Origin of the sequence: Paenibacillus sp. FSL R5-0341, assembly GCF_037975235.1 — a bacterium.
GTDB lineage: Bacteria > Bacillota > Bacilli > Paenibacillales > Paenibacillaceae > Paenibacillus > Paenibacillus amylolyticus_A.
The window spans coordinates 4,385,911-4,408,311 of the sequence record NZ_CP150241.1; the positions used below are offsets into that span (position 1 = coordinate 4,385,911).

At 46.4% G+C, this 22,401-nt stretch carries 17 protein-coding genes; 7 read left to right on the plus strand and 10 right to left on the minus strand.

Translation table 11 applies throughout. The features are described from left to right. Nucleotides 1-27: 27 nt before the first annotated feature. Both MKX75_RS19640 and MKX75_RS19645 read right to left on the minus strand, forming a co-directional pair. Nucleotides 28-1,722 carry a DNA repair helicase XPB gene (locus tag MKX75_RS19640; RefSeq protein WP_339166484.1) on the minus strand — a complete coding sequence of 565 codons (1,695 nt, stop codon included), beginning with the start codon at nucleotides 1,720-1,722 and terminating at the stop codon, nucleotides 28-30. Between the two features lie 127 nt (nucleotides 1,723-1,849). Continuing rightward, complete coding sequence (locus MKX75_RS19645; RefSeq protein WP_264927975.1) at nucleotides 1,850-3,019, minus strand: M20 family metallopeptidase; 1,170 nt, start codon at nucleotides 3,017-3,019, stop codon at nucleotides 1,850-1,852. 210 nt (nucleotides 3,020-3,229) lie between these two features. Here MKX75_RS19645 and MKX75_RS19650 point away from each other — a divergent pair, with 210 nt between their 5' ends. Both MKX75_RS19650 and ftsW read left to right on the plus strand, forming a co-directional pair. Continuing rightward, a complete protein-coding gene (locus tag MKX75_RS19650; RefSeq protein ID WP_339166486.1) occupies nucleotides 3,230-3,577 on the plus strand; it encodes a YugN family protein in 348 nt (115 codons plus the stop codon). Between the two features lie 13 nt (nucleotides 3,578-3,590). Then, nucleotides 3,591-4,880, plus strand: coding sequence for a putative lipid II flippase FtsW (gene ftsW, locus MKX75_RS19655; RefSeq protein ID WP_062835372.1), 1,290 nt, complete (start codon nucleotides 3,591-3,593; stop codon nucleotides 4,878-4,880). 172 nt (nucleotides 4,881-5,052) lie between these two features. On the opposite strand, the gene MKX75_RS19660 is transcribed toward ftsW, so the two are convergent. Continuing rightward, entirely contained in the window at nucleotides 5,053-5,415 is a 363-nt protein-coding gene (locus tag MKX75_RS19660; protein ID WP_017687428.1) for an Asp23/Gls24 family envelope stress response protein, read from the minus strand. A 183-nt stretch (nucleotides 5,416-5,598) separates the two neighbouring features. On the opposite strand from MKX75_RS19660, the gene cax reads away from it, so the two are divergent. Continuing rightward, the gene (cax, locus tag MKX75_RS19665) at nucleotides 5,599-6,669 is read left to right on the plus strand and encodes a calcium/proton exchanger (RefSeq protein ID WP_062835373.1); all 1,071 of its coding nucleotides are present in this window, start codon (nucleotides 5,599-5,601) and stop codon (nucleotides 6,667-6,669) included. 185 nt (nucleotides 6,670-6,854) lie between these two features. Here cax and MKX75_RS19670 read toward each other — a convergent pair whose 3' ends face one another. From MKX75_RS19670 to MKX75_RS19690, 5 genes are all read right to left on the minus strand, one after another. Then, the gene (locus MKX75_RS19670; RefSeq protein ID WP_017687426.1) at nucleotides 6,855-7,148 is read right to left on the minus strand and encodes a YlaN family protein; all 294 of its coding nucleotides are present in this window, start codon (nucleotides 7,146-7,148) and stop codon (nucleotides 6,855-6,857) included. A gap of 225 nt (nucleotides 7,149-7,373) precedes the next feature. Next, nucleotides 7,374-7,619 (minus strand): HPr family phosphocarrier protein, encoded by a 246-nt coding sequence (locus tag MKX75_RS19675; RefSeq protein ID WP_036614658.1) that lies wholly within the window; start codon nucleotides 7,617-7,619, stop codon nucleotides 7,374-7,376. A 95-nt stretch (nucleotides 7,620-7,714) separates the two neighbouring features. Next, the gene (locus tag MKX75_RS19680; RefSeq protein ID WP_339166488.1) at nucleotides 7,715-8,830 is read right to left on the minus strand and encodes an aminopeptidase; all 1,116 of its coding nucleotides are present in this window, start codon (nucleotides 8,828-8,830) and stop codon (nucleotides 7,715-7,717) included. A 114-nt stretch (nucleotides 8,831-8,944) separates the two neighbouring features. Continuing rightward, nucleotides 8,945-9,838, minus strand: coding sequence for a hypothetical protein (locus tag MKX75_RS19685; protein ID WP_339166489.1), 894 nt, complete (start codon nucleotides 9,836-9,838; stop codon nucleotides 8,945-8,947). Between the two features lie 101 nt (nucleotides 9,839-9,939). Next, nucleotides 9,940-11,931 carry a sensor domain-containing diguanylate cyclase gene (locus MKX75_RS19690; RefSeq protein WP_339166490.1) on the minus strand — a complete coding sequence of 664 codons (1,992 nt, stop codon included), beginning with the start codon at nucleotides 11,929-11,931 and terminating at the stop codon, nucleotides 9,940-9,942. A 465-nt stretch (nucleotides 11,932-12,396) separates the two neighbouring features. Between MKX75_RS19690 and rpsD the strand changes: the two genes are divergently transcribed. The 3 genes from rpsD (at nucleotide 12,397) to MKX75_RS19705 (ending at nucleotide 18,616) form a co-directional block, all read left to right on the plus strand. Then, nucleotides 12,397-12,996, plus strand: coding sequence for a 30S ribosomal protein S4 (gene rpsD, locus MKX75_RS19695; protein WP_062835377.1), 600 nt, complete (start codon nucleotides 12,397-12,399; stop codon nucleotides 12,994-12,996). 187 nt (nucleotides 12,997-13,183) lie between these two features. Next, the gene (locus MKX75_RS19700) at nucleotides 13,184-15,289 is read left to right on the plus strand and encodes a methyl-accepting chemotaxis protein (RefSeq protein ID WP_339166491.1); all 2,106 of its coding nucleotides are present in this window, start codon (nucleotides 13,184-13,186) and stop codon (nucleotides 15,287-15,289) included. Between the two features lie 228 nt (nucleotides 15,290-15,517). Beyond that, complete coding sequence (locus tag MKX75_RS19705) at nucleotides 15,518-18,616, plus strand: transglycosylase domain-containing protein (RefSeq protein WP_339166492.1); 3,099 nt, start codon at nucleotides 15,518-15,520, stop codon at nucleotides 18,614-18,616. 239 nt (nucleotides 18,617-18,855) lie between these two features. Here the strand turns inward: MKX75_RS19705 and acsA are convergent, their stop codons facing one another. Then, nucleotides 18,856-20,580 (minus strand): acetate--CoA ligase, encoded by a 1,725-nt coding sequence (acsA, locus tag MKX75_RS19710; protein WP_145151220.1) that lies wholly within the window; start codon nucleotides 20,578-20,580, stop codon nucleotides 18,856-18,858. Between the two features lie 294 nt (nucleotides 20,581-20,874). On the opposite strand from acsA, the gene MKX75_RS19715 reads away from it, so the two are divergent. Further along, nucleotides 20,875-21,507, plus strand: a complete 633-nt coding sequence (locus MKX75_RS19715) for a GNAT family N-acetyltransferase (protein ID WP_076332395.1) — start codon at nucleotides 20,875-20,877, stop codon at nucleotides 21,505-21,507. A gap of 136 nt (nucleotides 21,508-21,643) precedes the next feature. Here the strand turns inward: MKX75_RS19715 and MKX75_RS19720 are convergent, their stop codons facing one another. After that, on the minus strand, nucleotides 21,644-22,339 hold the full coding sequence (locus tag MKX75_RS19720) for a 5'-methylthioadenosine/adenosylhomocysteine nucleosidase (RefSeq protein WP_062835382.1): 696 nt from the start codon (nucleotides 22,337-22,339) through the stop codon (nucleotides 21,644-21,646). Nucleotides 22,340-22,401: the final 62 nt, after the last annotated feature.

Here is a 22,401-nt window from a genome sequence, read left to right on the forward strand (position 1 = left end):
CCTCCTCTTTTTGCGAATATAAATAAACTATCCGTTTTCATGAACGATGGCATATTCATAACCCTGTTCCACCAAGAACATCTGACGGTTTAACGCAAACTCTTGTTCCTTGCTGTCCTCTGATACCAGTGCATAGAAGTAAGCTTTGTTTTCCCCAGCTTTTGGTCTCAGAATTCGTCCCAACCGTTGTGCTTCTTCCTGCCTTGAACCGAAACTCCCAGATATCTCAAGAGCAACCGCAGCATCGGGCAAATCCACAGCAAAATTGGCAACCTTGGATACAACAATCGTTTTAATCTCCCCACGTCGAAAAGCGGCAAACCATTTGATTCGCTCTTGCTGGGACATTGTTCCCGAGATCAGAGGTGCTTCAATTTCCCGGGCAATCAACTCAAGTTGATCCAGATATTGTCCAATTACAAGTGCAGGCAAATCCCGATGACGCTCCAGCAAACGCTTGACCACATGTACCTTCGCCGGATTCTCGGCAGCCAATCGAAACTGATGCTTAACCTCGGCTTGCAGATAATTCGATCTTAGTTCTGGGGAGAACGGGATACGTATCTCCTGACATTGTACATCGGCAATCCATCCTTGCTGCTCCAGCTGTTTCCACGGCATATCATAGAGCTTCGGGCCAATCAGCGAGAACACATCCTGTTCACAGCCATCCTCTCGAACCAAAGTAGCCGTCAATCCCAGTCTTCGAGTAGCTTGAATATCCGCAGTGGCACGAAACACTGGCGCAGGCAGCAAATGCACTTCGTCATATATGATCAGACCCCATTGCCGCTCACTGAGCAGTTTGATATGGGTAAAATCAGCATCCTTGGATTTCCGGTGTGTAAGAATCTGATATGTAGCTACAGTCACAGGTTTCACTTGTTTTTTTTGACCGGAATACTCACCAATCTGTTCGCTGGTAATCGTTGTTTTGTCTTGAATTTCCTGAATCCACTGTCGCACAGACGTCGTATTGGACGTCAAAATAAGGCATTCACACTGAAGCCGCTCCAGAACGGCCATGCCAATGACCGTTTTGCCTGCCCCACAAGGCAGCACGAACAATCCGCTTCCTCCCATGCCCTCACTGCCTTCGAATGCATCCACAGCTTCTCTCTGGTATGAACGCAACGCAAATCGCTCTGAGTGGTCCCCTGGATCATTGGACCGCCATTCAAATGAAAGTTTGGTTCCCTCCCGATACCCCACATAATCAAGTACCGGGTAACCCAGCCGTGTTAATTCTCTTTTCAATAGACCTCGCTGTGCTCCTGAGAGCAGAAGCTCATGAGCGTCTGTTCGTTCCATACGAAAGGCAGCTATTGTTTTCAATCCGCTTAACTCATCCAGCAACCGCTCATCCTCACTGTAAAGGCGCATTCTGGCATGATTTGCTTCCGAATGCAGCTTTAATTTCCCGTACTGATCCATAATCCTCTGAACATCCTGTATAAGTGCAGCAGGCACGTTCCAGCGGGACACCAATTCCAGACTTGCGATGACCTGATCTGCATTCCATCCCAGTGCAGCAGCATTCCAGAGCGACAATGGAGTAATTCGATAGGTATGAAACGCCGCCGGTGTCTTAACTAGTTCTGAATACTTCCCAAGCTGCTCTCTTGCTCTTTGGAACCCAGGGTGTCCGACTTCCAGTAAAACCGTAAAATCCCGCTGAACAATACAAGCATCCGTTCTTTCTCTATGTTCTGTTCCTTCCATTCGAAACTTCCTCCTATCAAAAAAAGTCCAGTTCCGGCAACTTCCGAAAATGAACCACTTTAAAAATCCACAAAAAAACATCCTGCCCATACCTCGGTATGAACAGGATGCCCAACTGCATCTAAAGTCATTCGGCTGTATAACCCTTAGCCATGGCGATAAATAATTTTACGGCCGTCTGCATCGCATCTTCATCAAAATCAAACATCGGATGATGATGCGGATAGATCGCATTTTTATCCGGATTACCTGCTCCAACAAACATAAAGCACCCTGGAACCTTCTGCAGATAATACGCGAAATCTTCCGCTGGCATCAGCATCGGCGACGTTTGCACTCGTTCTGCCCCAAATACTTCTGTAGCTTCCCTGAAGAAACGCGCTGTCTCCAGTTCATCATTCACCACAGGCGGATATCCCATAATATATTTCACTTGAGTCTCGGCCCCGTACGCAGCCCCTGTCTGGGCCACCATGGTGAGCACCCGCTCTTTCATCCCATTTCGGGTCTCTTCATCAAACGTTCTTACCGTACCGCTCATTTTGCACTGCTCTGCAATCACGTTTTGAGCGGAGCCAGCCTGCATTGTGCCAATGGTCAGCACCGCCGGTTGCAATGGATCAACCGAACGACTGACAACGGTCTGAAGCTGCATCACAAGCGCAGAACCCGCGATAAGACTGTCTATCGTGGATTGCGGCATGCCGCCATGTCCACCTTTACCTTTGATCTCAATGTAAAAGTCGTCCGCCGCTGCCATCATCGGTCCTGCTTTACTGGCAACAACACCTACAGGCAACGGGGTCCACAGATGAATGCCGTATATGACGTCCACGCCTTCAAGTGCACCATCGGCAATGACTTGGACCGCACCACCCGGAAGCAGTTCTTCTGCTGGCTGAAACAAAAAGCGAATCTCCCCTCGGATCTCCTGCTTGTGACGGCTGAAATACAATGCCGTACCGAGCAAGATCGAGATATGACCATCGTGGCCACATGCATGCATCGCTCCTGCTTGTTGTGATGCGTATTCGATATTCTTCTCATCCTGAATTGGCAATGCGTCCATATCGGCCCGCAGCATGACGACAGGCCCTGGCTTGTCCCCACGAATCGTACCGATGACCCCGTGACCGCCTACATGACGCTTCACTTCAACGCCAAAGCTCTCCAACATATCCGCTACAAAAGAGGATGTCTTCTCCTCATGAAAGGAAACCTCAGGATTGCGATGAAGGTGACGCCGCCATTCCACCATGTGGATCTGCAGATCTTCCCACCATATATTATTAGTCATGTCTCTCCACCCTTTCAATCTTGAACGGGACTTGGATCAAGCCCGAACCTTCCTCTTCAAACCTATTGCTGTATATTGTAGCAGAATTGGAAGAAAACCGATACGAAACACCCCTGGAAAGCTTGCACGAGAAGGGGAAACATACTATCATGAACTAGAGAAATGCACGAGAAATTACACTCGGAAGCTTATGAGGAGGATCAGACGCTTATGATTTTTGAGAATACAGGCTTGGATGGCTTGAAGAGCGACTTGGCATACCTGGATGAGAGCGCCGAGAAAGTCGGATTTGTCCGGTGGCAATGGGAATATTACCGTGCTACATATGACTACAAAATTGAAGATGAACAAACCAAATCAGAATACTTTGTACGCATTAATACCCGCGCAGTGGAAGGCAAATTGGAAAAACCGGATACCGTTCTTTCTGTTGAAGCCGTTTATCTTGGCAAAGCCACCTTCCCTCACGGTCTGGATTATGACTCTTCCGTTCCACAGCCAGTCGTGAAGCTGGCAGCCGAAAAATTACAGCAGCTCAAAGAACTGCTGGAAGCATAGGCTGGGCCAAACGATGAAACAACAAACGGCCCAAACGAAAACGAAGAGAGGCACGCCGGATTTTCAACTGCTAATCCTCACTTTATTGTTGGTGGGCTTCGGACTGGTGATGGTATTCAGCTCCAGTTCCAGCATTGCAATCGCAAGCGATAGATTTAACAATGATGCCCTTTACTTCACGAAAAAACAACTTATGTGGGCGATTATCGGTCTATTTGGCATGTTCTTTGCCATGAATATCCGCTTCAACAAGTACAAAAAGCTATATGCACCCTTTTTCCTGATCACTACAGTCATGCTGGTGATTGTTTTGATCTCAGGTGCAGTATTGAACGGCGCACGAAGCTGGATTCACATTTTTGGTTTCAGTCTTCAGCCTGCAGAGTTCGCAAAAATTGCTATCATTCTATATCTTTCTGCTCTTATCACCAAAAAAGGTGAAAAATTCAGGGTTTTCAAGACAGGGTATTTTCCCGTCTTGTTCATCGTTGGATTCATCGCAGGACTAATCATGCTGCAACCAGACTTTGGTACCACCTTCATCCTGGTGTCCACCTGTGGTCTCTTGATCTATGCCGGTGGCGCCAGTATGAAACATATCCTGGGTTCGATTCTCTTGGTTGTACTCGGTGGAGCACTGGCGTTCGGAGCGAATTCCCTGTTCTCTTCCATGTCTCCTTCAGACACGACGACTGCTACAACAGCGGTCACTGCGGAGCAAAACTACAAGATCGGACGTATTCAAGCTTTTCTTGATCCATTATCCGATATTAATGGAGGAAGTCTTAACCTCTACCGTTCTCTTGTTGCCATTGGTGATGGTGGCATGACGGGTTCCGGGATTGGACAAGGTACGATGAAGCTGCACTATTTGCCAAATGCGTATAATGACTTTATTTTCTCCGTAATCGGGGAAGAACTCGGATTCATCGGAAGTACCTTATTCCTTCTGGTTTATCTGTACTTCATCTGGCGAGGTATTATTGTATCTCTCCGCTGCCCTGATCCATTCGGAACACTGGTCGGCATAGGCATCATGGGACTGATTGCGATACAGGCATTCATCAACATCGGCGGTGTAACTCAGACCATTCCGGTGACGGGGGTCACACTTCCGTTTATCAGTTATGGGGGTACCTCACTCTTTGTGATGATGGTCGCCATGGGCATTTTGCTGAGTATCTCGCGTACCAACAACCTTGACGTGATCAAGGAAGAGAAAACCAAGTCCGTGACTGTACAGACACAGACTCGCACTTCTCCTGCTCTTCGTTCACGGGAGTCCATCCGTCGGATTCGGTGAACGGGATTGGCCGTAAAGGCACAGAGCACGTCTCAATACAAAAAAAGCTAACACAAAAAAGGCTGTGCACCCAATTGGATGCGCAGCCTTTTTGTGTGTACCTAGTACACTCTGTCTATCAAGATGGAGACAAGTCAAGATGTCTTTGTCCTCCATCGCGGATTGCGAAATTTTACAGATCGTCGCCTTTGAAAGATACGCCTTCTACCTTTACATTGACTTCAACCACGCGTAATCCGGTCATGGTCTCTACCGCTTCTCTTACATTCTGCTGAAGCATACGGGAAACTTCATGAATCGGGGTTTCGTACAGGACGATGATGCGCAGGTCAATGGCTGCTTCCAGCTGGCCGACCTCAACGCTCACGCCTTTCTGTACGTTTTTACCGCTGAGTCGCTTCGCCCAGCCCTCTGACAATCCTCCAGACATTGCGGCAATTCCGGGCGTTTCCATTGCAGCCATTCCGGCAATTTTTGCAACCACGTCATCGGCAATCCGGATGTTTCCGCTCTCCAGTTGAAGTTGTTCTGCCATGCCACATCCTCCTTCACTTCGTTACTCGTATTTTAAATCCTTTCCACCCCAAAAAGCAAATTAAACTCAAAAAGATGCGTTTACAACCTACCACCATTTGGTTATATTGAAATATGAAAATAATCTCATAAGCTTTTACAATACAATTTCAAAACAAAATATTTTATAACCGAGGTGTTTGTTGTGAGAAACCGGATTTCATCCATTTTGCTGATTGCGTTCTTTGCACTCAGTGCCATCGCCCACTACTTGAAATGGGATTCGATTCTACAGTTCGTGATTTCAGCCATTTCGGTTATTTTTGTGGCCGGTTTTTTAGGCAAAGCCACCGAAAATGTTGCCCACTACGCCGGACAGCGGCTGGGTGGATTCCTGAATGCCACCTTCGGCAATGCCGCCGAATTGATCATCGCCATTTTCCTCGTGAAAGAGGGACTGTTCGACATGGTCAAAGCAAGTCTGACAGGCTCCATCATCGGAAACCTGCTGTTAGTGCTCGGGTTAAGTATTTTTGCCGGAGGACTCAAGTTCAAAATCCAGAATTATAATGTATCACTCGCAGGTCTGAATGGTTCCCTGATGATTGTTGCCATCATTGCCCTGTTTATTCCGGCAGTCTTTCTCAATACACATTCCATTACACAGAAAGACACGAATACCCTTAGTCTCATCGTGGCCGGGTTGCTCATCCTCGCGTATATCGCCTGGCTACTGTTCTCCATGGTGACGCACAAGAACTATCTTGCGGACGTCACTGAGGATTCTGATGAAGAGCTACCACATGAGCATGCTCCGGCATGGTCCAAGAAAAAATCAATTCTCTATCTGGTGCTCGCAACGGTCATGGTTGCCTTCGTCAGTGAATGGCTTGTCGGCACGCTCGAAGTATTCACTTCCGAATTTGGACTTAGCGAGCTGTTTGTTGGTGCATTCCTTGTAGCCATCATCGGTAATGCGGCGGAACACAGTGCAGCCATCATGCTTGCCATGAAAAATAAAATCGGAGCAGCCGTCGAGATTGCTGTCGGCAGCAGCTTGCAGATTGCACTCTTCGTTGCCCCTGTGCTGATTTTTGTCAGCTACTTCACAGGTAGAACCATGGATATCGTGTTTACAACGATTGAACTGGTTGCCATTGGCGTATCCGTATTTATTGCAAAGTCGATCACCCAAGATGGTTCTACGAACTGGTATGAGGGTCTACTTCTGCTCGTGGTATATATTATTCTGGGCGTATCTTTCTTCTTGGTATAACCCTTCCCTCAGCAAACTAGCATTAAAAGAAACAAGCCATAAGAGACAGCTCGAATATCCATATCGAGTTGTCTCTTCGCATATACACGCCTTCGGAGTGACTTATGTCATAATCGATTCAGACGCACAAAAAAAGCATGCATAAACGCCTGCATGCCTTCTATTCTGACCCGCGCATTTGCAGGCTATTGCTCATTCTTTTTGTTCAAGGCTTCATATAGAATTGCCAAATTCCGCTCAAGCGCGCTAACCAGCTGCTTACCTGCACCTTCTGGAAGGAGCCCTGCACGAACAGCAAAGTCAACTTCCTTGGAGAACCCATACATCTGTGTATCCAATACTTCCTCATAGAGAGGGCAGTAGCGGGTAGCCAGATTCTCCATCTGTACTTCAATAAGCTTCTGTATTTTATCTGCATCTTCTTGAAGAAGACTGATCGCTTTCAAATTCAGCTGGTCCTGCAGATCAGATGAAGTCATGCATTTTTCCCCCCTATGTCCCAAAAATCGCGTAAAGACGTTCTACCTCTAATATTAGACGAAATGGAGAGCTAATACAAGAACCTGACCAAAATAAGCCCACAAAGTGAAGCCTTCTCTTGCAGCTTATTCCCCCTGTTCCAGAGATGTCCAGATGAGGATTCAGGTCATGCAATGCCAAAAAACACCCCTGCCAAAAAAGGCAGAGGTGCTTCTTGAGAGCTATTACTCAGATGCGATGCTTACATTCAGTCCATGCTTGGCAAATACTTCTGACATGGCTGCTTTCGCTTCAACTGCATCTGGTCCATGAACATGCAGTTCATAGCTGTGGGTGCTGATCAGCGTTGTAAACAACCCGAGAATGCTTTTCACATCGATATACTTGTTCTCCGAATGAAGCACGATTGAAGAAGTAAACTTGCCTGCTGTTTGAGCAATTTCCACTACAGCCGCGTTATTACTCGACATAGGAATCCCTCCGTCTTTTTACTTTGGTATCATCTATTAATTACCACTACATGATACCGTGAATCCGCTTTCCTAGCAACAGCAAAATCCTGTTCCTATTTCAAACGGTCCGGATTGAGGCATTCCAGCTCAGGAATAACAAAGATACCGTCTTTACGAATCAGTACATCGTCAAAATAAATCTCCCCGCCGCCGTAATCCGGACGCTGGATCAACACCAGATCCCAGTGAATGGATGAGCGGTTGCCATTGTCGGTTTCTTCATACGCCTGACCTGGCGTAAAGTGCAAGCTGCCTGCGATTTTTTCATCGAACAAGATATCTTTCATCGGATGCAGAATATGCGGGTTAAATCCAATCGCGAATTCACCGATATGACGAGCACCCTCATCCGAATTCAAAATTTCATTCAAACGCTCTGTGTCGTTGCTTGTCGCTTCAACAATTTTGCCATCCTTGAACGTGAACTTGATATTTTCAAAAGTCACTCCATTGTACAGGGTTGGCGAGTTATAACTAATTGTTCCGTTCACGGAATCACGTACAGGGGCACTGTACACTTCGCCATCCGGAATATTTTTTTGGCCAGAACATTTCTCTGCACCAATATCTTTAATGGAGAAGCTCAGCTCTGTTCCTGGTCCCGTGATGCGAACTTTATCCGTACGTTTCATCAGGTTAGCCAGTGAGTCCTGTGCTTTGTCCATTTTGGCATAATCCAGGTTACATACGTCGAAGTAGAAATCTTCAAACGCTTCTGTGCTCGTATTCGCCAGTTGCGCCATACTTGCGTTAGGGTAACGAAGTACAACCCATTTCGTATGTTTGACACGTTGTTCACTATGTACCGGGTGGGAGTACAAAGAATTGTACATTTTCATTTTTTCTTCCGGCACATCGGACAGATCATTCACATTTTCTCCCGCGCGAATACCGATATAACAATCCATCTGCTTCATACGGTTCAGATCAATCTCTGCCCACGTTTTCATCATTTCTACTGTCGCATTTTTCAACATCGCACGCTGTACGGTCTTATCGGTCAACTGCACAAAGACGTTACCACCTTTTTTGCCTACCTCTTCAATAATGGCGTTAATCAGATCACGTTCTGATCCAATCATCTCAACCAATACATTTTCACCAGGTTGTACATCTACAGAATAGCCTACCAGGCTTGCTGCAAGCTTTTGAATTCTTGGGTCCTTCATCTTGGTAAAATCCTCCTGTCATCTGCCTTGCTTGAATTGAACAACGGTAAATTACGATACTATTGTAGCACGCGAACAGTCATCCCGTCAGCAGGCAGTCCCATACTTCATTTATTAATATGACTTGAAGTTTACATCGGTGACAAGAGCTTCTTTGTTGCTCTTACGGTTGTTGTCCGTGTAACTCACCTGACTTTCAGAGGATAAGCGAAGAGGCAAACTGCTCTTCCGATCTACGGTGAGATGATATACTGTTTGCACGTTGGCTTTTTCCATCATCTGCTGCATTGTTGTTTCACCCTGTGCCCATACTTTCTCCAGGTCCTTCTCAAGCTTCTCCTTACGCGCTCCTTTCACCGAAGCTGCCTTGTGCATATATTCTGCTCGAATAGCGTTCATCTCGTCGTTTAGCTGGGTTACAGCCCATGTTTTGGCGTCTTCCGGTGCAAGTTCAATCCGTAACGTTCTGGTTCGACGCCCGGACCCATACTCCGATTGAATGGTTTTGTGCATTCCGTCGATCTTCTCCAATTGGGCGATTGGATTAAAACGGGAAAGAGAACCACGCAGCGGCTCATGCTGCGCCGACAATGCCATCCATTGCCCTTGTTTTCGCTCGAAAGAAGCGCTAAACCCACTGGGCTGTCCGTTATTGTTTACGGCGGTCGTATGAATACCTGTACCCACAGCAGTTACCTCTCCAGGTAATCGGGTCTGAAGGGTCAGACGATCATGATTCTCCAGCTTGCCTTCAAATTTAAACTGATTCTCGAACAGCCCACTGTTCTCCCGTCGCAGTCCTGCTTCTCCTTCAAAACTTAACGTTTCTTTTCCGGCTATCCCGGATAAGGCCAGGGAAAAAACTTCTTCAGGTGTTCGATCTCGCTGAATCAATCCACAACCCGGAACACCAATAATCAGGATGCTCACAAGTAACCATAATGTACATACCGACCGGCGGTTAAGCATGCCCATGTCCATCTTCACCCTTCCGTCAACTTTCTCCATAGATTGCCCTGCCCGTATTTGCTTATACTTCCTTCTATAAACTACTTGATCTCCAATACATAAAAAAAAGAGAACGACTCCGCAATTGGAATGGTTCTCTCTTAACGCGATACTTCCTGTTCTTCTACAACGATTCTGTTCCGACCGCCATTCTTCGCGCTGTACAAAGCCATGTCAGCTCGATAAAACAATGACTCTACACTAACTTTCTCATCCATCCAATTCCACTCGGCGATGCCACTGGATACCGTAACAAGAGGTCTGGTCTCTTCCGCAACTCTCCTTCGGATCACTTCCGCGTATTCTAATGCCTGATGCACACTTACCTGCGGCATATAGATGGCCAGTTCTTCTCCACCCCATCTGGCGCAGATGTCTTCCGGACGAACAGAGCTGGTGACTATTTCACTCACTTGCTTCAGTACTTGATCCCCCGTCTGGTGTCCAAATGTATCATTCACCTGTTTGAACTGATCGATATCCACCACAATGAGAGAGCCACAGAACTCATGAGCCTGACGCTCGTGAATGACGCTATCCAGGTAATGCCTTACGTACAATCCCGTCAACATATCCAGATTAGCCAAACGCCTAACCTCGGCATGTAACATGGCATTCGACAGGGCAAGCCCGATATGAATAGATAACATCTGCAAGAGCCGATAATTATCGTATGAAAAATATTGCTCTCTGCTGTGTCCAAGCAAAATGGCACCCTTCACTTCACCATTGACTCTGATCGGTGATGCAATCAGTGACATGGATCCGGTATCTTCCATGAAAAAGGAGGACACTTTATCATATTGCGCATAATTGGATATAATAAGTGGTTCCTCTGTTCGATACAGCAAGCCTGCGATACCGTATTCTACAGAAAATGATTGGTGAAAAACATCTTTCACGTTAGATGACATGACTTCGAAGTCATTCGTATTATCATTGAGTTGTAAAATGCAGCACGTTTCAGCCTGAAATATTTCCTTTAGCTCTTGCTCGGATAGTTGATAAATCTCCGAAAGATGCAGACTCTTGTTCAAGCGCTGTGTAAGATCATTGATTAGACGAAGTTCCTGTATCAACATATTGGATTGTTCGTGCAACTTGGCGTTCTCAAAAGCCGTGCCTGCGGTATCTACCATCATCGTAATCAATTGCAGATCCGATTCTTCCATGATCTCCTCGTTCATTTCGATATGGAACACACCGTATATGCCTTGTTTTCCTTTCAAAGGAAGACCTACCTCTACGATGCGATTCTCTCCATCATCTGAACGAGCAATGATCATCTTGCCTTCCATAAACGAACGCACACATATATCTTCTCCTCGTTCCTGGACAAGCAATGGTTTAATCCGTGGATTAAAGTTGCTCTGATCCTGAGACATATACAGTTTGATATACGTGGCTGGGTACAGATAGTCCATACTGTCAAATACCTCATCCAATATAGCGTCGACATCCATTTTGTCATGCATTCGCTGAACAATCTGAAAGAGGATGGACCTCCGGTGTTCTTCACGCGCTGTTTGTTCATGAGCATGTAACAGGTCCGTCATAAATATGTATTCAAATCTTCGGTAAAAGCAGGTGCGGTAATGCAATGCCTCAGATCGAACCACAGCTTCAGACGTTTCATATCGATTGGATTCATAGATCACAGCAGTGAATACGGCAAACATATCCTTGTTCGTTCTGGAGAATAAGGGATGTGTTATCAGGAGATATTCTCCACGTTCGCTAGTCCCTCTATGGGACAGGGCTTGTCTCTTATCCAAACATTCCAATACAAGCCTGCGTGCATCCACGCCCGAATCAGCATCTCGATCACGATCGTACCCTATACAATCGCCTTCCGTGTTCCATACGCTGTAAAAGGTTGATCTCCTGTCCAGGCCCGGATCTAATTTGGAGTTCCAGTCCCTGTAAGCCTGCTCTAGCAAGCTGCCCAAATATGAAAAATCAAAAGGTGTGATATCCATTTTTTGCATCCACAACACATGCTCTTCATGAGGATGAGGAGCGGCAAAAGATGCGGAATCGCCCGAACTTCGTGAATTCAAGCTGGCAGGTAAACTTCTTAGATGTTCTAACATGTCAGGCGCTCCTTTGCACCGTTTTTGCATCCACCAGGATGCATTAATCTGCAGACGTTATCGCAAACCTGCAAATTCGCTGCGATAACCTTGTTACATAAAGATGATTTAAAGTTAAGATACAATCTATTTTACTCTGTTTAAAGCTTTTTTGCATCCATATTTCAGAAAATTGTCCCATTATTTTAGGCCCAATGACCTATCGACAAATTTAGACGTTTTTTTGCTTTTATTCTACGCTTGACTTTCGTTCTCTTAAACTGTAATATAAATTGTTGATGAAGACTACTAATGGGTCTTTAAATTTGGGCATTACCGGTTGTGTCACCCTCATTCTTTTTGTTGCTTTCAGGACAGCGGCTGAACTTTCCTGATCGTTCTATGCGAGGCCAAGCCCGCATCAACAAATTGGAGCGCAAACAGAGCCCTAATATGAACTTTAACTAAAAAGGAGCTACTTTAAACATGGCACGTTACACTGGTCCTAAATTTAAATTGAGCCGTCGCCTCGGCATTTCCCTTAGCGGAACAGGCAAAGAATTGAAACGCCCTTTCCCTCCAGGTCAGCACGGAGCTAACCAACGCAGAAAAATGAGCAACTACGGTATGCAATTGCAAGAAAAACAAAAATTGCGCCACATGTACGGTTTGGGCGAGAAGCAATTCCGCACACTGTTCTCTAAAGCTCAAAAAATGCAAGGTATTGCCGGCGAAAACTTCATGTTCTTGCTTGAGTGCCGCCTTGACAACCTCGTTTACCGCCTTGGGTTTGCTAACTCCCGCGCTGGAGCGCGTCAGTTGGTAGCACACGGTCACGTAACTGTAAACGGCAAAAAAGTCGATATCGCTTCTTACCAAGTAAGCACTGGCGATGTAATCGGCTTGCGTGAGAAGAGCCGCGCTCTTTCTTCCGTTAAAGAAGCTTTGGAAGGCCGTTCGCATCTTCCAGCATACGTTGAATACAACGAAGCAGCTGTAGAAGGTAAATTCATCCGCTTGCCTGAGCGTGCTGAATTGTCCCAAGACATCGATGAAAAACAAATCGTCGAGTTCTACAACCGTTAATCGTTGCAATCACATTAAAGTTTCAATCCAAACAGCTGTCGAGATTTTCTCGGCAGCTGTTTTTCTATGCTTTTTTCTATTTATCTTCATAATAGAAGCTAAAATATCGATATAAAATATAGACTCCCTATAGGAGAAGCACACATCCATACTAACATCACAAGAGTAACATCGAGGGGGATTAAACATGCTTTTTTTTCGCAATCGCAAGCTGGCTGTTAAGCTTGGACTTCTACTAGGGATCGTATTACTCTGCTGTATCGGAGCCCTGATTGCATTTAACACCAAATCCATTTACGACAAAAGCCTGCAGTACGGTGAATCCATTGCTGGACAGGCAGCAAACCAGGCTACAAACGAGTTCATGACTGACATTAATCAGGTCAAAAACACATTAGACACCATGAGTACCACGTTATTGGATGCCGCTCAGAACGGGTCTCTCAACCGTGAGGAAGTCGTTAGACTTCTTGAACAGTATCTGAAAAAGGATGAGAAAGTTTTCGGCTTTTATACAGGCTGGGAACCTAATGCCTTTGATGGGAACGATGCGGATCACGTGAATAAAAATGTATATGATGATGCTACGGGGCGATTCGTTCCATACGCCATACGGGACGGTAACTCTCTGTATTTTGAGCCTCTGACTACCTATGAGGGGAACAGTGAAACCAGTACGTACTATCAGCAACCCAAGAAAACCAAATCCATCTATTGGTCTGAGCCTGTTACCTATACGGTTGGTGGAAAAGAAACACTACTCGTTTCGATTGTGCTCCCTCTATTAGATGAAAACAAAACGTTTCTGGGCATTGTTGGGGCCGACTTTACCATTGATCGTTTTCAGCAAAATATAGCATCACTCAATCCGGATCAGGGTTATGCGATGCTGATTACTGGTGAAGGACAGATGGCTGCTCACGGCTCCAAACCGGAACTGGCCAATGAAGGAGCCGTCATTCCAGCTGAAATGGAGTCAGTCATTCAGCGTATTCAGTCTGGCAAGTCCCAGTTTTACGCTACTGACCCTGAAGTAGGTGAAGAATTATTTATTGCCGAGCCCGCCAGGTTGCAAGGAACCGATTCGAACTGGTACCTTGTCTCGGCGCTGCCAAAGAGCCATATCCTTCAACCTTTCTATGAAAGCTTGAACTGGTCCATATTGATTGCTGCATTGGCTGTACTTTTGCTTGCAGGTGTGGTCACTTACACCATTATCTCCATTGTAAGGCAGTTGAATCAGGTCAATATCGTGGCTGGACAGCTGGCTGGCGGAGATCTGACACAAAAGTTACCCGTACGATCCAAAGATGAATTCGGTATCATGGCAGGTCATATGAATCAGATGATGGATACACTGCGTCATACGATATCGGTTATATCCGAACATGCTCTATCTGTAGGCTCCACTTCTCAACAGTTGACCGCCGGTGCCGAAGAAACAGGTAAAGCCGCCGAACTGATTGCATTAACAGGAGTCGAACTTGCAGATAAAGCAGGTAAACAGGTGCAGGAACTGCAAGAGTCCTCCCGTTCCATGAATGAAATATCTGCAGGGATCGGAAGAATCGCAAAAGCCGCCTCCGATGTATCCGATTCATCACGAGCTGTGGCTGAGCGAACAACCGTTGGAACCGATAAAATTCAGTCTGCCATGCGTCTGGTGGATAGTGCCACCTCTTCTGTGCAAACGTCCATGACCGCACTGGAGAATTTCCGTCAACGCTCTGAAGAGATTGGACACATTACGGGCATGATCACGGAAGTTAGTCGGCAAACCAACCTTCTCGCACTTAATGCTTCCATTGAAGCATCACGAGCGGGTGAACACGGACGAGGGTTTGGTGTTGTTGCCTCGGAAATTCGTAATCTGGCTGAACAATCCAGAATATCAGCAGCGCAGATTGCAGAGTTAATTCATAGCGTTCAGCAAGAGGTCCTTTCTCTCGTTGAAAATATGGAACACGGGAACTCCGAAGTTAGCCATATTGCGGAAGTGATTAATGAAAGCGGGGAACTCTTCCTTACCATCTCATCACAGATTTCAGATGTAAATGAGCAAATTGAGCATGTCTCAGCCATTGCGCAGCAGATGTCAGCTGGATCGCAACAAGTGGATGCCACGTTGGTGCAACTCAAAACCATTGGACATGAGACAGCCGATCACGCAACTCGTGTTGCCTCTGCTTCTGAAGAACAACTTGCATCCATGGAAGAGATCACAGCGGCATCTGCCTCGCTGGCTAATCTTACCCAGGAACTATTGGAACTGATTCAACGCTTCAAAACCTGATGTAGAAGAGCTCATAACGACACATCATTCAGGCCACCCTATGCACCACAGCATGGAGGTGGCCTGCTTATTTTGGCTTACAACTCATGAAATGTGCTTCAATATCGCATGATATATAGCATAATCCATGGCAGAATGGCAAATTTCGACCATTACTTGTATTTCTCAGGCATGCAAACCCGCCTTTTTATGCTATAATAAGTGCTGTTAAAAGGAGGAAGACACTGAATGGTTGATGTTAATAAGAAAAAGCCCGATGAACAGCCTGTACGCAAGCGCAGCTTTGCCCGCAGACTGGGAAGTTTCGTCAAATGGATGGTTGTCCTTGGCTTTATGGGGGCACTATTTGTAGGCGGTGCTTTGATGGGATACGTCAGTTCCATTGTGAAAGACGAGCCTGTCCGTTCAAGGGCCCTGATTGAACAAAAAGTCAGCGAAAACTCCATCACAGGCTTTGCTTACTTTGCCGACGGCAGTCCGATCGGTCAATTACGTACAGAAGAAGACAGGCGTCCGGTCACTACGGACCAGATCCCACAAAAGGTTATTGATGCTGTCGTTTCAATTGAAGACAATCATTTTTACGAACATAAAGGTGTAGACATGAGCGGAACGCTCCGTGCCGTGAAACAAAAAGTGCTGAAAGAATCAGTACAAACCGGCGGTAGTACACTGACTCAGCAATTGGCGCGTCGTGTGTTTCTGAATTTGGATCGCACGGAAGATCGGAAAGTGAAAGAAATCTTGCTCTCACTCCGACTCGAACGTTTCCTGACCAAAGACGAGATCATGACAGCCTATCTGAACAAGGTTCCTTTCGGTAACGGTTCCAGCGGATACAACGTTTACGGAATCAAGGCCGCTGCCAAAGGTCTGTTCAATATTAATGATCTTGAAAAAATCAACATCGCTCAGGCTGCTTATCTTGCTGGATTGCCGCAGCTCCCCTCCTCTTACTCTGCCTTTAACGGTAAAGGCGATTTTGTAGAGGAAAATTTTGACCGCGCAATCAACCGTCAGCATCTGGTATTACGCCGTATGCTTGAACTGGGCAAAATCAATCAGTCCGAGCATGATGAAGCTCTTGCTTTTGATATTAAAAGTTCACTCGCTCCGAAGACCATCAAGGCTTACAATACTTATCCATATCTTATGATGGAAACGGAACGACAAGCTGCACAGATTTTGATGAAACAATTGAATTCCGATACAGCTGAATCCACAGACAAAGGTACAGATGCAGACACACCTCAGAAGGAAAGTAGTGCGTTATTAGAGGAAGCTCAGACGCAACTGCGTACAGGTGGATACCGCATTTACACGACCATCAACAAAAGTATCTACAAAACGATGCGTACCATTGCGGAAGATGACAGCAATTTCTCAGCAGATGATCCTGTCAAAGGAAAAGAACAAACTGCTGCCATGCTGATTAATCACAAAACGGGTGCTATTCTGGGTATGATTGAGGGCCGGAATTTCCAGGATGAACAGATGAACTACGCAACGCAGATGATACGTCAGCCAGGTTCAACGATGAAACCTATAGCCGCTTATCTTCCTGCGCTAGATGAAGGTCTTGTCCAACCTGCTTCTATTATTGATGACTCACCGATCATTCTCAAAAATGGTCCGAGCGGCTACCACATTGCCAAGAATGCCAATAACCGGTATCAGGGACTGGTCACTGCCCGCAGAGCACTGAATTATTCTCTTAATATACCGGCTCTGAAGTTGTTTAATGAAGAAGTAGGAATCGAGAAGGCTTGGACCTTCGCCAAGAAACTGGGTATTACCACCATTCAGAAGGAAGACTATCAGGCTCAGACCGGTGTTCTCGGAGGTCTCCAATACGGTGTAACCGTTGAAGAATTAACCAGTGCCTATGGTGCGATCGCCAATAATGGTGTATATAACGATTCTTACATGATTAGCAAAATCGTAGATTCCAAAGGCAACATTGTTTATAAACACGATACTGAACCTGTCCAAGCCTTCTCGGAGCAGACAGCATACCTGATGACCGATATGCTGCGGACCGTTATTACAGAAGGAACGGCAGATAAAGTACGTGAAAATTACAAATATTCCAAGAGTGTACCAATCGTAGGTAAAACGGGTTCCACTCAAAACTACGCAGATGTCTGGTTTGAAGGTTATACACCAGATGTCACACTTGGCGTGTGGGTTGGATACAAACAGCCGGTGAATACGCTGGAAAGTAAATCACAGAGAAAACGTGCGCAGCAACTGTGGTCGAAAATCCTGAACGAAGTGATCGATACGCAAAAAGATCTGTTCGTCACGGATTCGTTCAAAAAACCATCTGGCATCGAAACACGCACGGTGTCGGCATACAGCGGCAAGTTGCCAACATCCATGACTGACAAATTTGTTACGGATATTTTCAACAGCAAGTTTGTTCCGAAGGATAGCGATGACGGTGTAGCCAAAGCCAGGTACATTACTTACAATGGTGTAAACTATATTCCGCGTGACGGAACACCTTCGGACATGTTGAAGGAAAAAACAGTAATCAAACGTAAAAAACCAATCTCGGATCTCATCAAAGAATTGCAAAATGCATTCTCACGTATGAGTCGACATGAGTCACTTGCTTATTATCTTCCTGAAGATGCTGATGCAGACATGCCAACACAGATTGATCCAAGAACAGATAACGGCAAAGCTCCTGATGCACCAGGTAACGTACGAATCTCTACCTCGGGTGACCGAGCTGTAATTACATTTAATGCCACACCAGAAAATGATGTCGTTGGTTATCGTCTGTATCGTTCTGTAAACGGTGGAGGATTCCAGAATCAGGGTCAAGTTGTCCTGACCGGTGAATCCAGATCATTCTCTGCATATGCAGCGCCAGGCGGCAACTTCGCCTTCTATGTAACCGCAGTGGATGTTGCGGGCAGAGAGTCTGCTCCTAGCGCTACCGTAAATAGTGCTGGAAGTGTAGCCCCTCCTGTGGAAGAAGAGATTAATGAGCCAATTGAAGTTCCAGGTACAGTCATTACTCCGGGAGAAACGCAGAACGATAATACGACAACGACAGCCCCAGGTACACCTGGTCAAGTCAGCGTATCTGCGCTCTCTCAAGGACTACGTATTCAATGGGCGTCCACTCCGAACGCAGATAGTTACGCTGTATATTACAGTGAAACAGGTTCGGCTCCTTACACCAAAATTGGAACAACGTCGGGAACGACCATGGATTATGGCGTACCTGCGACTACCGCTGGATGGTTCAAGGTATCTGCCAGCAACAGTGCGGGTGAATCCGAAGCTTCTGCAGCCGTACATTTTCAACCCTGATTCAACATCGTGATCCGCAAAAAGCCGCACGCTCAGACCGTATCTGAGGGTGCGGCTTTTTCATTTGCATTTGCAGCATCTAAAAAAGCCTGCTTTATGCCATTGGCATAAAGCAGGCTTTTACAACCGATTTAAATGCGTACAGTCACCGTATTTGGATTCGTAGAGTATTAACTTCTTCCCCATACTCGTTGGTATCCACACGATACCGACACATTCATGATCCTAGCACTGTCACGTTAGTCTTCAATGGTGGATAGATCTCCTGCTGGCAGATCAAGCTCCCAGGCTTTCAGTACCCGGCGCATGATCTTGCCGGAACGTGTCTTGGGCAGTTTATCCTTAAACTCAATCTCACGCGGAGCGGCATGAGCAGACAGGCCTTCTTTTACAAAACGATAAATCTCTTCTTTTAGCTCCGGGGTCGGCTCATATCCTTCACGAAGCGCTACAAAGGCCTTGATAATCTCCCCACGTGTCACATCCGGCTTGCCGATTACCCCCGCCTCCGCTACCGCAGGATGCTCCACAAGCTTGCTCTCCACCTCAAAGGGTCCAATACGCTCACCTGACGAATTAATCACATCATCAATCCGTCCTTGGAACCAAAAATATCCTTCTTCATCCATATAAGCAGAGTCGCCAGACACATACCAGCCCGTAAGCCTGAAATACTCCTCGTATTTCGCAGGATTATTCCAGATCTTCGCCATCATGGATGGCCAAGGTGTTCGTATCGCCAGATTGCCCATACTGTACGGCGGCAATTCCTGCCCGCGATCATCAATAATAGCTGCCTCAATTCCAGGCAATGGACGTCCCATGGAGCCAGGCTTAATCGGCATTCCAGGATAGTTACAGATCAGCTGCGCACCTGTTTCGGTCATCCACCATGTATCATGAATTCGCTGACCATAGGCTTTCCATCCCCAACGAACAACCTCCGGATTGAGCGGTTCACCGACAGACATCACGTGACGCAGACTGCTCAGATCATGCTGGGCAATCGTCTCTTCTCCTGCACCCATCAGCATACGGAAGGCCGTTGGTGCACTGTACCAGATGGTGACTTTGTTCTTCTGGATGGTATTGTACCAATCTTGAGGACTGAAGCGACCGCCACGTATCACATTAGTCACTCCGTTGAGCCACGGGGCAAAGATCCCATAAGACGTACCTGTCACCCAACCAGGGTCAGCTGTACACCAATACACGTCATCCTCACGCAAATCCAGAACAACCTTACCTGTATAATAGTGCTGAATCATGGCATTCTGAACATGGTAGACCCCTTTGGGTTTACCCGTAGAGCCTGAGGTATAGTGAATTAACAAGCCATCCTCACGATTCAACCACTCCACTTCCATCTCATCCGAAGCTGCAGACATCTCTGCATCAAAATCAATGAGTCCTTCTTCATGCTGTGCGCCGCCACCCACAATAAAGATATGTTTCAGTTCAGGCAGTTCGGAACGTTTAATCCGCCCCAGCAATTCCGGAGTCGTGACGAGTGCTACAGCCCCGCTATCCTCCAGCCGATCCTTCACAGCCGTTTCCATAAACGCTTCGAACAAAGGGCCCGCGATGGCTCCAGCCTTCAATATACCCAGAAGACTAAAATACAGCTCCGGGCTACGCGGCATAAAAATAAACACGCGCTCCCCTTTGGCTATGCCATATTTGCGGAGAACATTCCCGAACCGACTCGACTGTTCACTCAGATCAGCGAAGGTATAGGCCTCTTCACGCGAAGCATCACTATACAATAAAGCGGTTCTTCCGCCTCTTCCTTCCAGTACATGACGGTCAATCGCTTCATGCGCCATGTTCACTTTTCCGCTGGCGTGCCACGTAAAGTGCCTTTCCACCGATTCCCAATCGAACCGGCTTCTCGCCTCCGTGTAATCGCCCAGGTTAGATTCGGACACAACCGTTTGCAGCATCTCACCATGTGCTTGACTCATGCTTGCCAGCCTCCTTCAACTCGACATTTCGATTCCCATTATGGGTTAATTCTCATTGCCTTGGTGTTGACTGAACTTCCAGTTAGCGCTTACATTAGTAGAGAGAACTTCTCATCATGTACTTGCTCGGCCAAACAGATGTTAACTATACTGTATTGAATTGTGAACATTTTTTGTCTACGCAATTATAGCAAATCTTTTCAATTGTCGTCTATGGCTTTTCAATTTTTTGGATTTTTGCTATAGCGGCCTTTTTGAACAACCTCTATAAGTAGGGAGAGAGGAGCATGAACCATGGAACATATCAAGGAATATCACATGCGTTCCATCTTCAAGTCCGGCCACCGAATTACCATTGAAGGCCCCATGCAGGCCGAGGAAATAACCCACCTTGCCTTCCATCCGGATCTGGATGCCTTTCGGCGCCCAACCGAGCAACAGGAAGCGTTGGCTGAGATTGCAGCATTGCCAGAAGGTCGAATTATCCTCGCACATGAAAATGAAACGATTATCGGCTATGTAACCTTTCACTATGCGGATGAGTGTGAACGCTGGTCTGAGGGCAACATGACTGATCTGATTGAGCTTGGGGCAATCGAGGTTGCGGACGAATACCGCTCGCTTGGCATTGGACGTGAAATGCTGCTTACGGCTCTGGAAGATAAACATATGGAGAACTACATTATTTTCACGACAGAATATTATTGGCATTGGGACCTTAAGGGCAGCGGACTAAACGTATGGGATTATCGCAAAATGATGGAGAGGCTGATGGAAACGATCGACATGACGTGGTATGCAACAGACGACCCTGAAATCTGTTCACATCCTGCCAACTGTTTGATGGTACGTATCGGAAGTCAGGTGCCCATGACATCGGAAGAACAGTTTGATCGTGTACGCTTCCGTCATCGGTTCATGTACTAATTCGATGATCTATTTTCGAAAACGATATACATAACAAAAACCGCCTCTCGCAGCGTTGCTCCATCATTCATGGAACAGCTAATCAAAGGGCGGTTTTTCATTCATAACGTATCGCATTACTTTCGAAACTATGCCATTACATATTTTCTAGCATATGCTCCACAATGCGGTGCGAACGCTGCGAAGATTCCACGGTAAATTCAGCAAAGTTAACATGCGCTGAACCATCCGCTTTATCCGACATACCACGCAGGACAACAAATGGTACACGATTCATATAACAGACCTGTGCGACTGCTGCCCCTTCCATCTCGGCACATGCACCGTCCATTTCGGTATATAACATATTAACCGTATCTTTATTCGCAATAAATTGGTCTCCAGATAACACTTTACCGATCAGATAATTGGCCCCCTGAGCTTTGCACGCTTCTTCAGCAAGTGCAATAAGTGAAGCCTCGGCGGGGAATGCAGATGTCTCCTGGTAAGGAATTACTCCGCGTTCGAACCCCAGTGGCGTTACATCCATGTCGTGCTGAACACATACAGACGATATAACCATATCTCCAATGTTCAGCTCCGGGTTAACCGCACCCGCAACACCTGTGAAAATAATGCGGTTGACCTGAAAACGATCGATCAAGATCTGTGTCGTAACCGCTGCGTTTACTTTACCTACACCGGATTTGCAAACAACGATTTGCTTGCCAAGCCACTCGCCTGCAACGTATGTAATCCCGGTTTGTTTGACCGTCTCCAGCTGCTTCATACCTGCCAGCAAAAGCTCTACTTCCTCATCCATCGCTCCGATAATACCAATCGTTTCGCGCATCTTCTGATACCCCCTGTTTTTATTTTTAATCTCATTCAGCACAAAAGCTCCGTCTCCGGAGC

Excerpts from the sequence above, each read along its gene's own strand:
- MKX75_RS19640 (WP_339166484.1), bottom strand. The coding sequence starts at position 1,722 with ATGGAAGGAACAGAACATAGAGAAAGAACGGATGCTTGTATTGTTCAG.
- MKX75_RS19645 (WP_264927975.1), bottom strand. The coding sequence starts at position 3,019 with ATGACTAATAATATATGGTGGGAAGATCTGCAGATCCACATGGTGGAA.
- MKX75_RS19650 (WP_339166486.1), top strand. The coding sequence starts at position 3,230 with ATGATTTTTGAGAATACAGGCTTGGATGGCTTGAAGAGCGACTTGGCA.
- ftsW (WP_062835372.1), top strand. The coding sequence starts at position 3,591 with ATGAAACAACAAACGGCCCAAACGAAAACGAAGAGAGGCACGCCGGAT.
- MKX75_RS19660 (WP_017687428.1), bottom strand. The coding sequence starts at position 5,415 with ATGGCAGAACAACTTCAACTGGAGAGCGGAAACATCCGGATTGCCGAT.
- MKX75_RS19670 (WP_017687426.1), bottom strand. The coding sequence starts at position 7,148 with ATGACTTCATCTGATCTGCAGGACCAGCTGAATTTGAAAGCGATCAGT.
- MKX75_RS19675 (WP_036614658.1), bottom strand. The coding sequence starts at position 7,619 with ATGTCGAGTAATAACGCGGCTGTAGTGGAAATTGCTCAAACAGCAGGC.
- MKX75_RS19680 (WP_339166488.1), bottom strand. The coding sequence starts at position 8,830 with ATGAAGGACCCAAGAATTCAAAAGCTTGCAGCAAGCCTGGTAGGCTAT.
- MKX75_RS19685 (WP_339166489.1), bottom strand. The coding sequence starts at position 9,838 with ATGGAGAAAGTTGACGGAAGGGTGAAGATGGACATGGGCATGCTTAAC.
- MKX75_RS19690 (WP_339166490.1), bottom strand. The coding sequence starts at position 11,931 with ATGTTAGAACATCTAAGAAGTTTACCTGCCAGCTTGAATTCACGAAGT.
- rpsD (WP_062835377.1), top strand. The coding sequence starts at position 12,397 with ATGGCACGTTACACTGGTCCTAAATTTAAATTGAGCCGTCGCCTCGGC.
- MKX75_RS19700 (WP_339166491.1), top strand. The coding sequence starts at position 13,184 with ATGCTTTTTTTTCGCAATCGCAAGCTGGCTGTTAAGCTTGGACTTCTA.
- MKX75_RS19705 (WP_339166492.1), top strand. The coding sequence starts at position 15,518 with ATGGTTGATGTTAATAAGAAAAAGCCCGATGAACAGCCTGTACGCAAG.
- acsA (WP_145151220.1), bottom strand. The coding sequence starts at position 20,580 with ATGAGTCAAGCACATGGTGAGATGCTGCAAACGGTTGTGTCCGAATCT.
- MKX75_RS19715 (WP_076332395.1), top strand. The coding sequence starts at position 20,875 with ATGGAACATATCAAGGAATATCACATGCGTTCCATCTTCAAGTCCGGC.
- MKX75_RS19720 (WP_062835382.1), bottom strand. The coding sequence starts at position 22,339 with ATGCGCGAAACGATTGGTATTATCGGAGCGATGGATGAGGAAGTAGAG.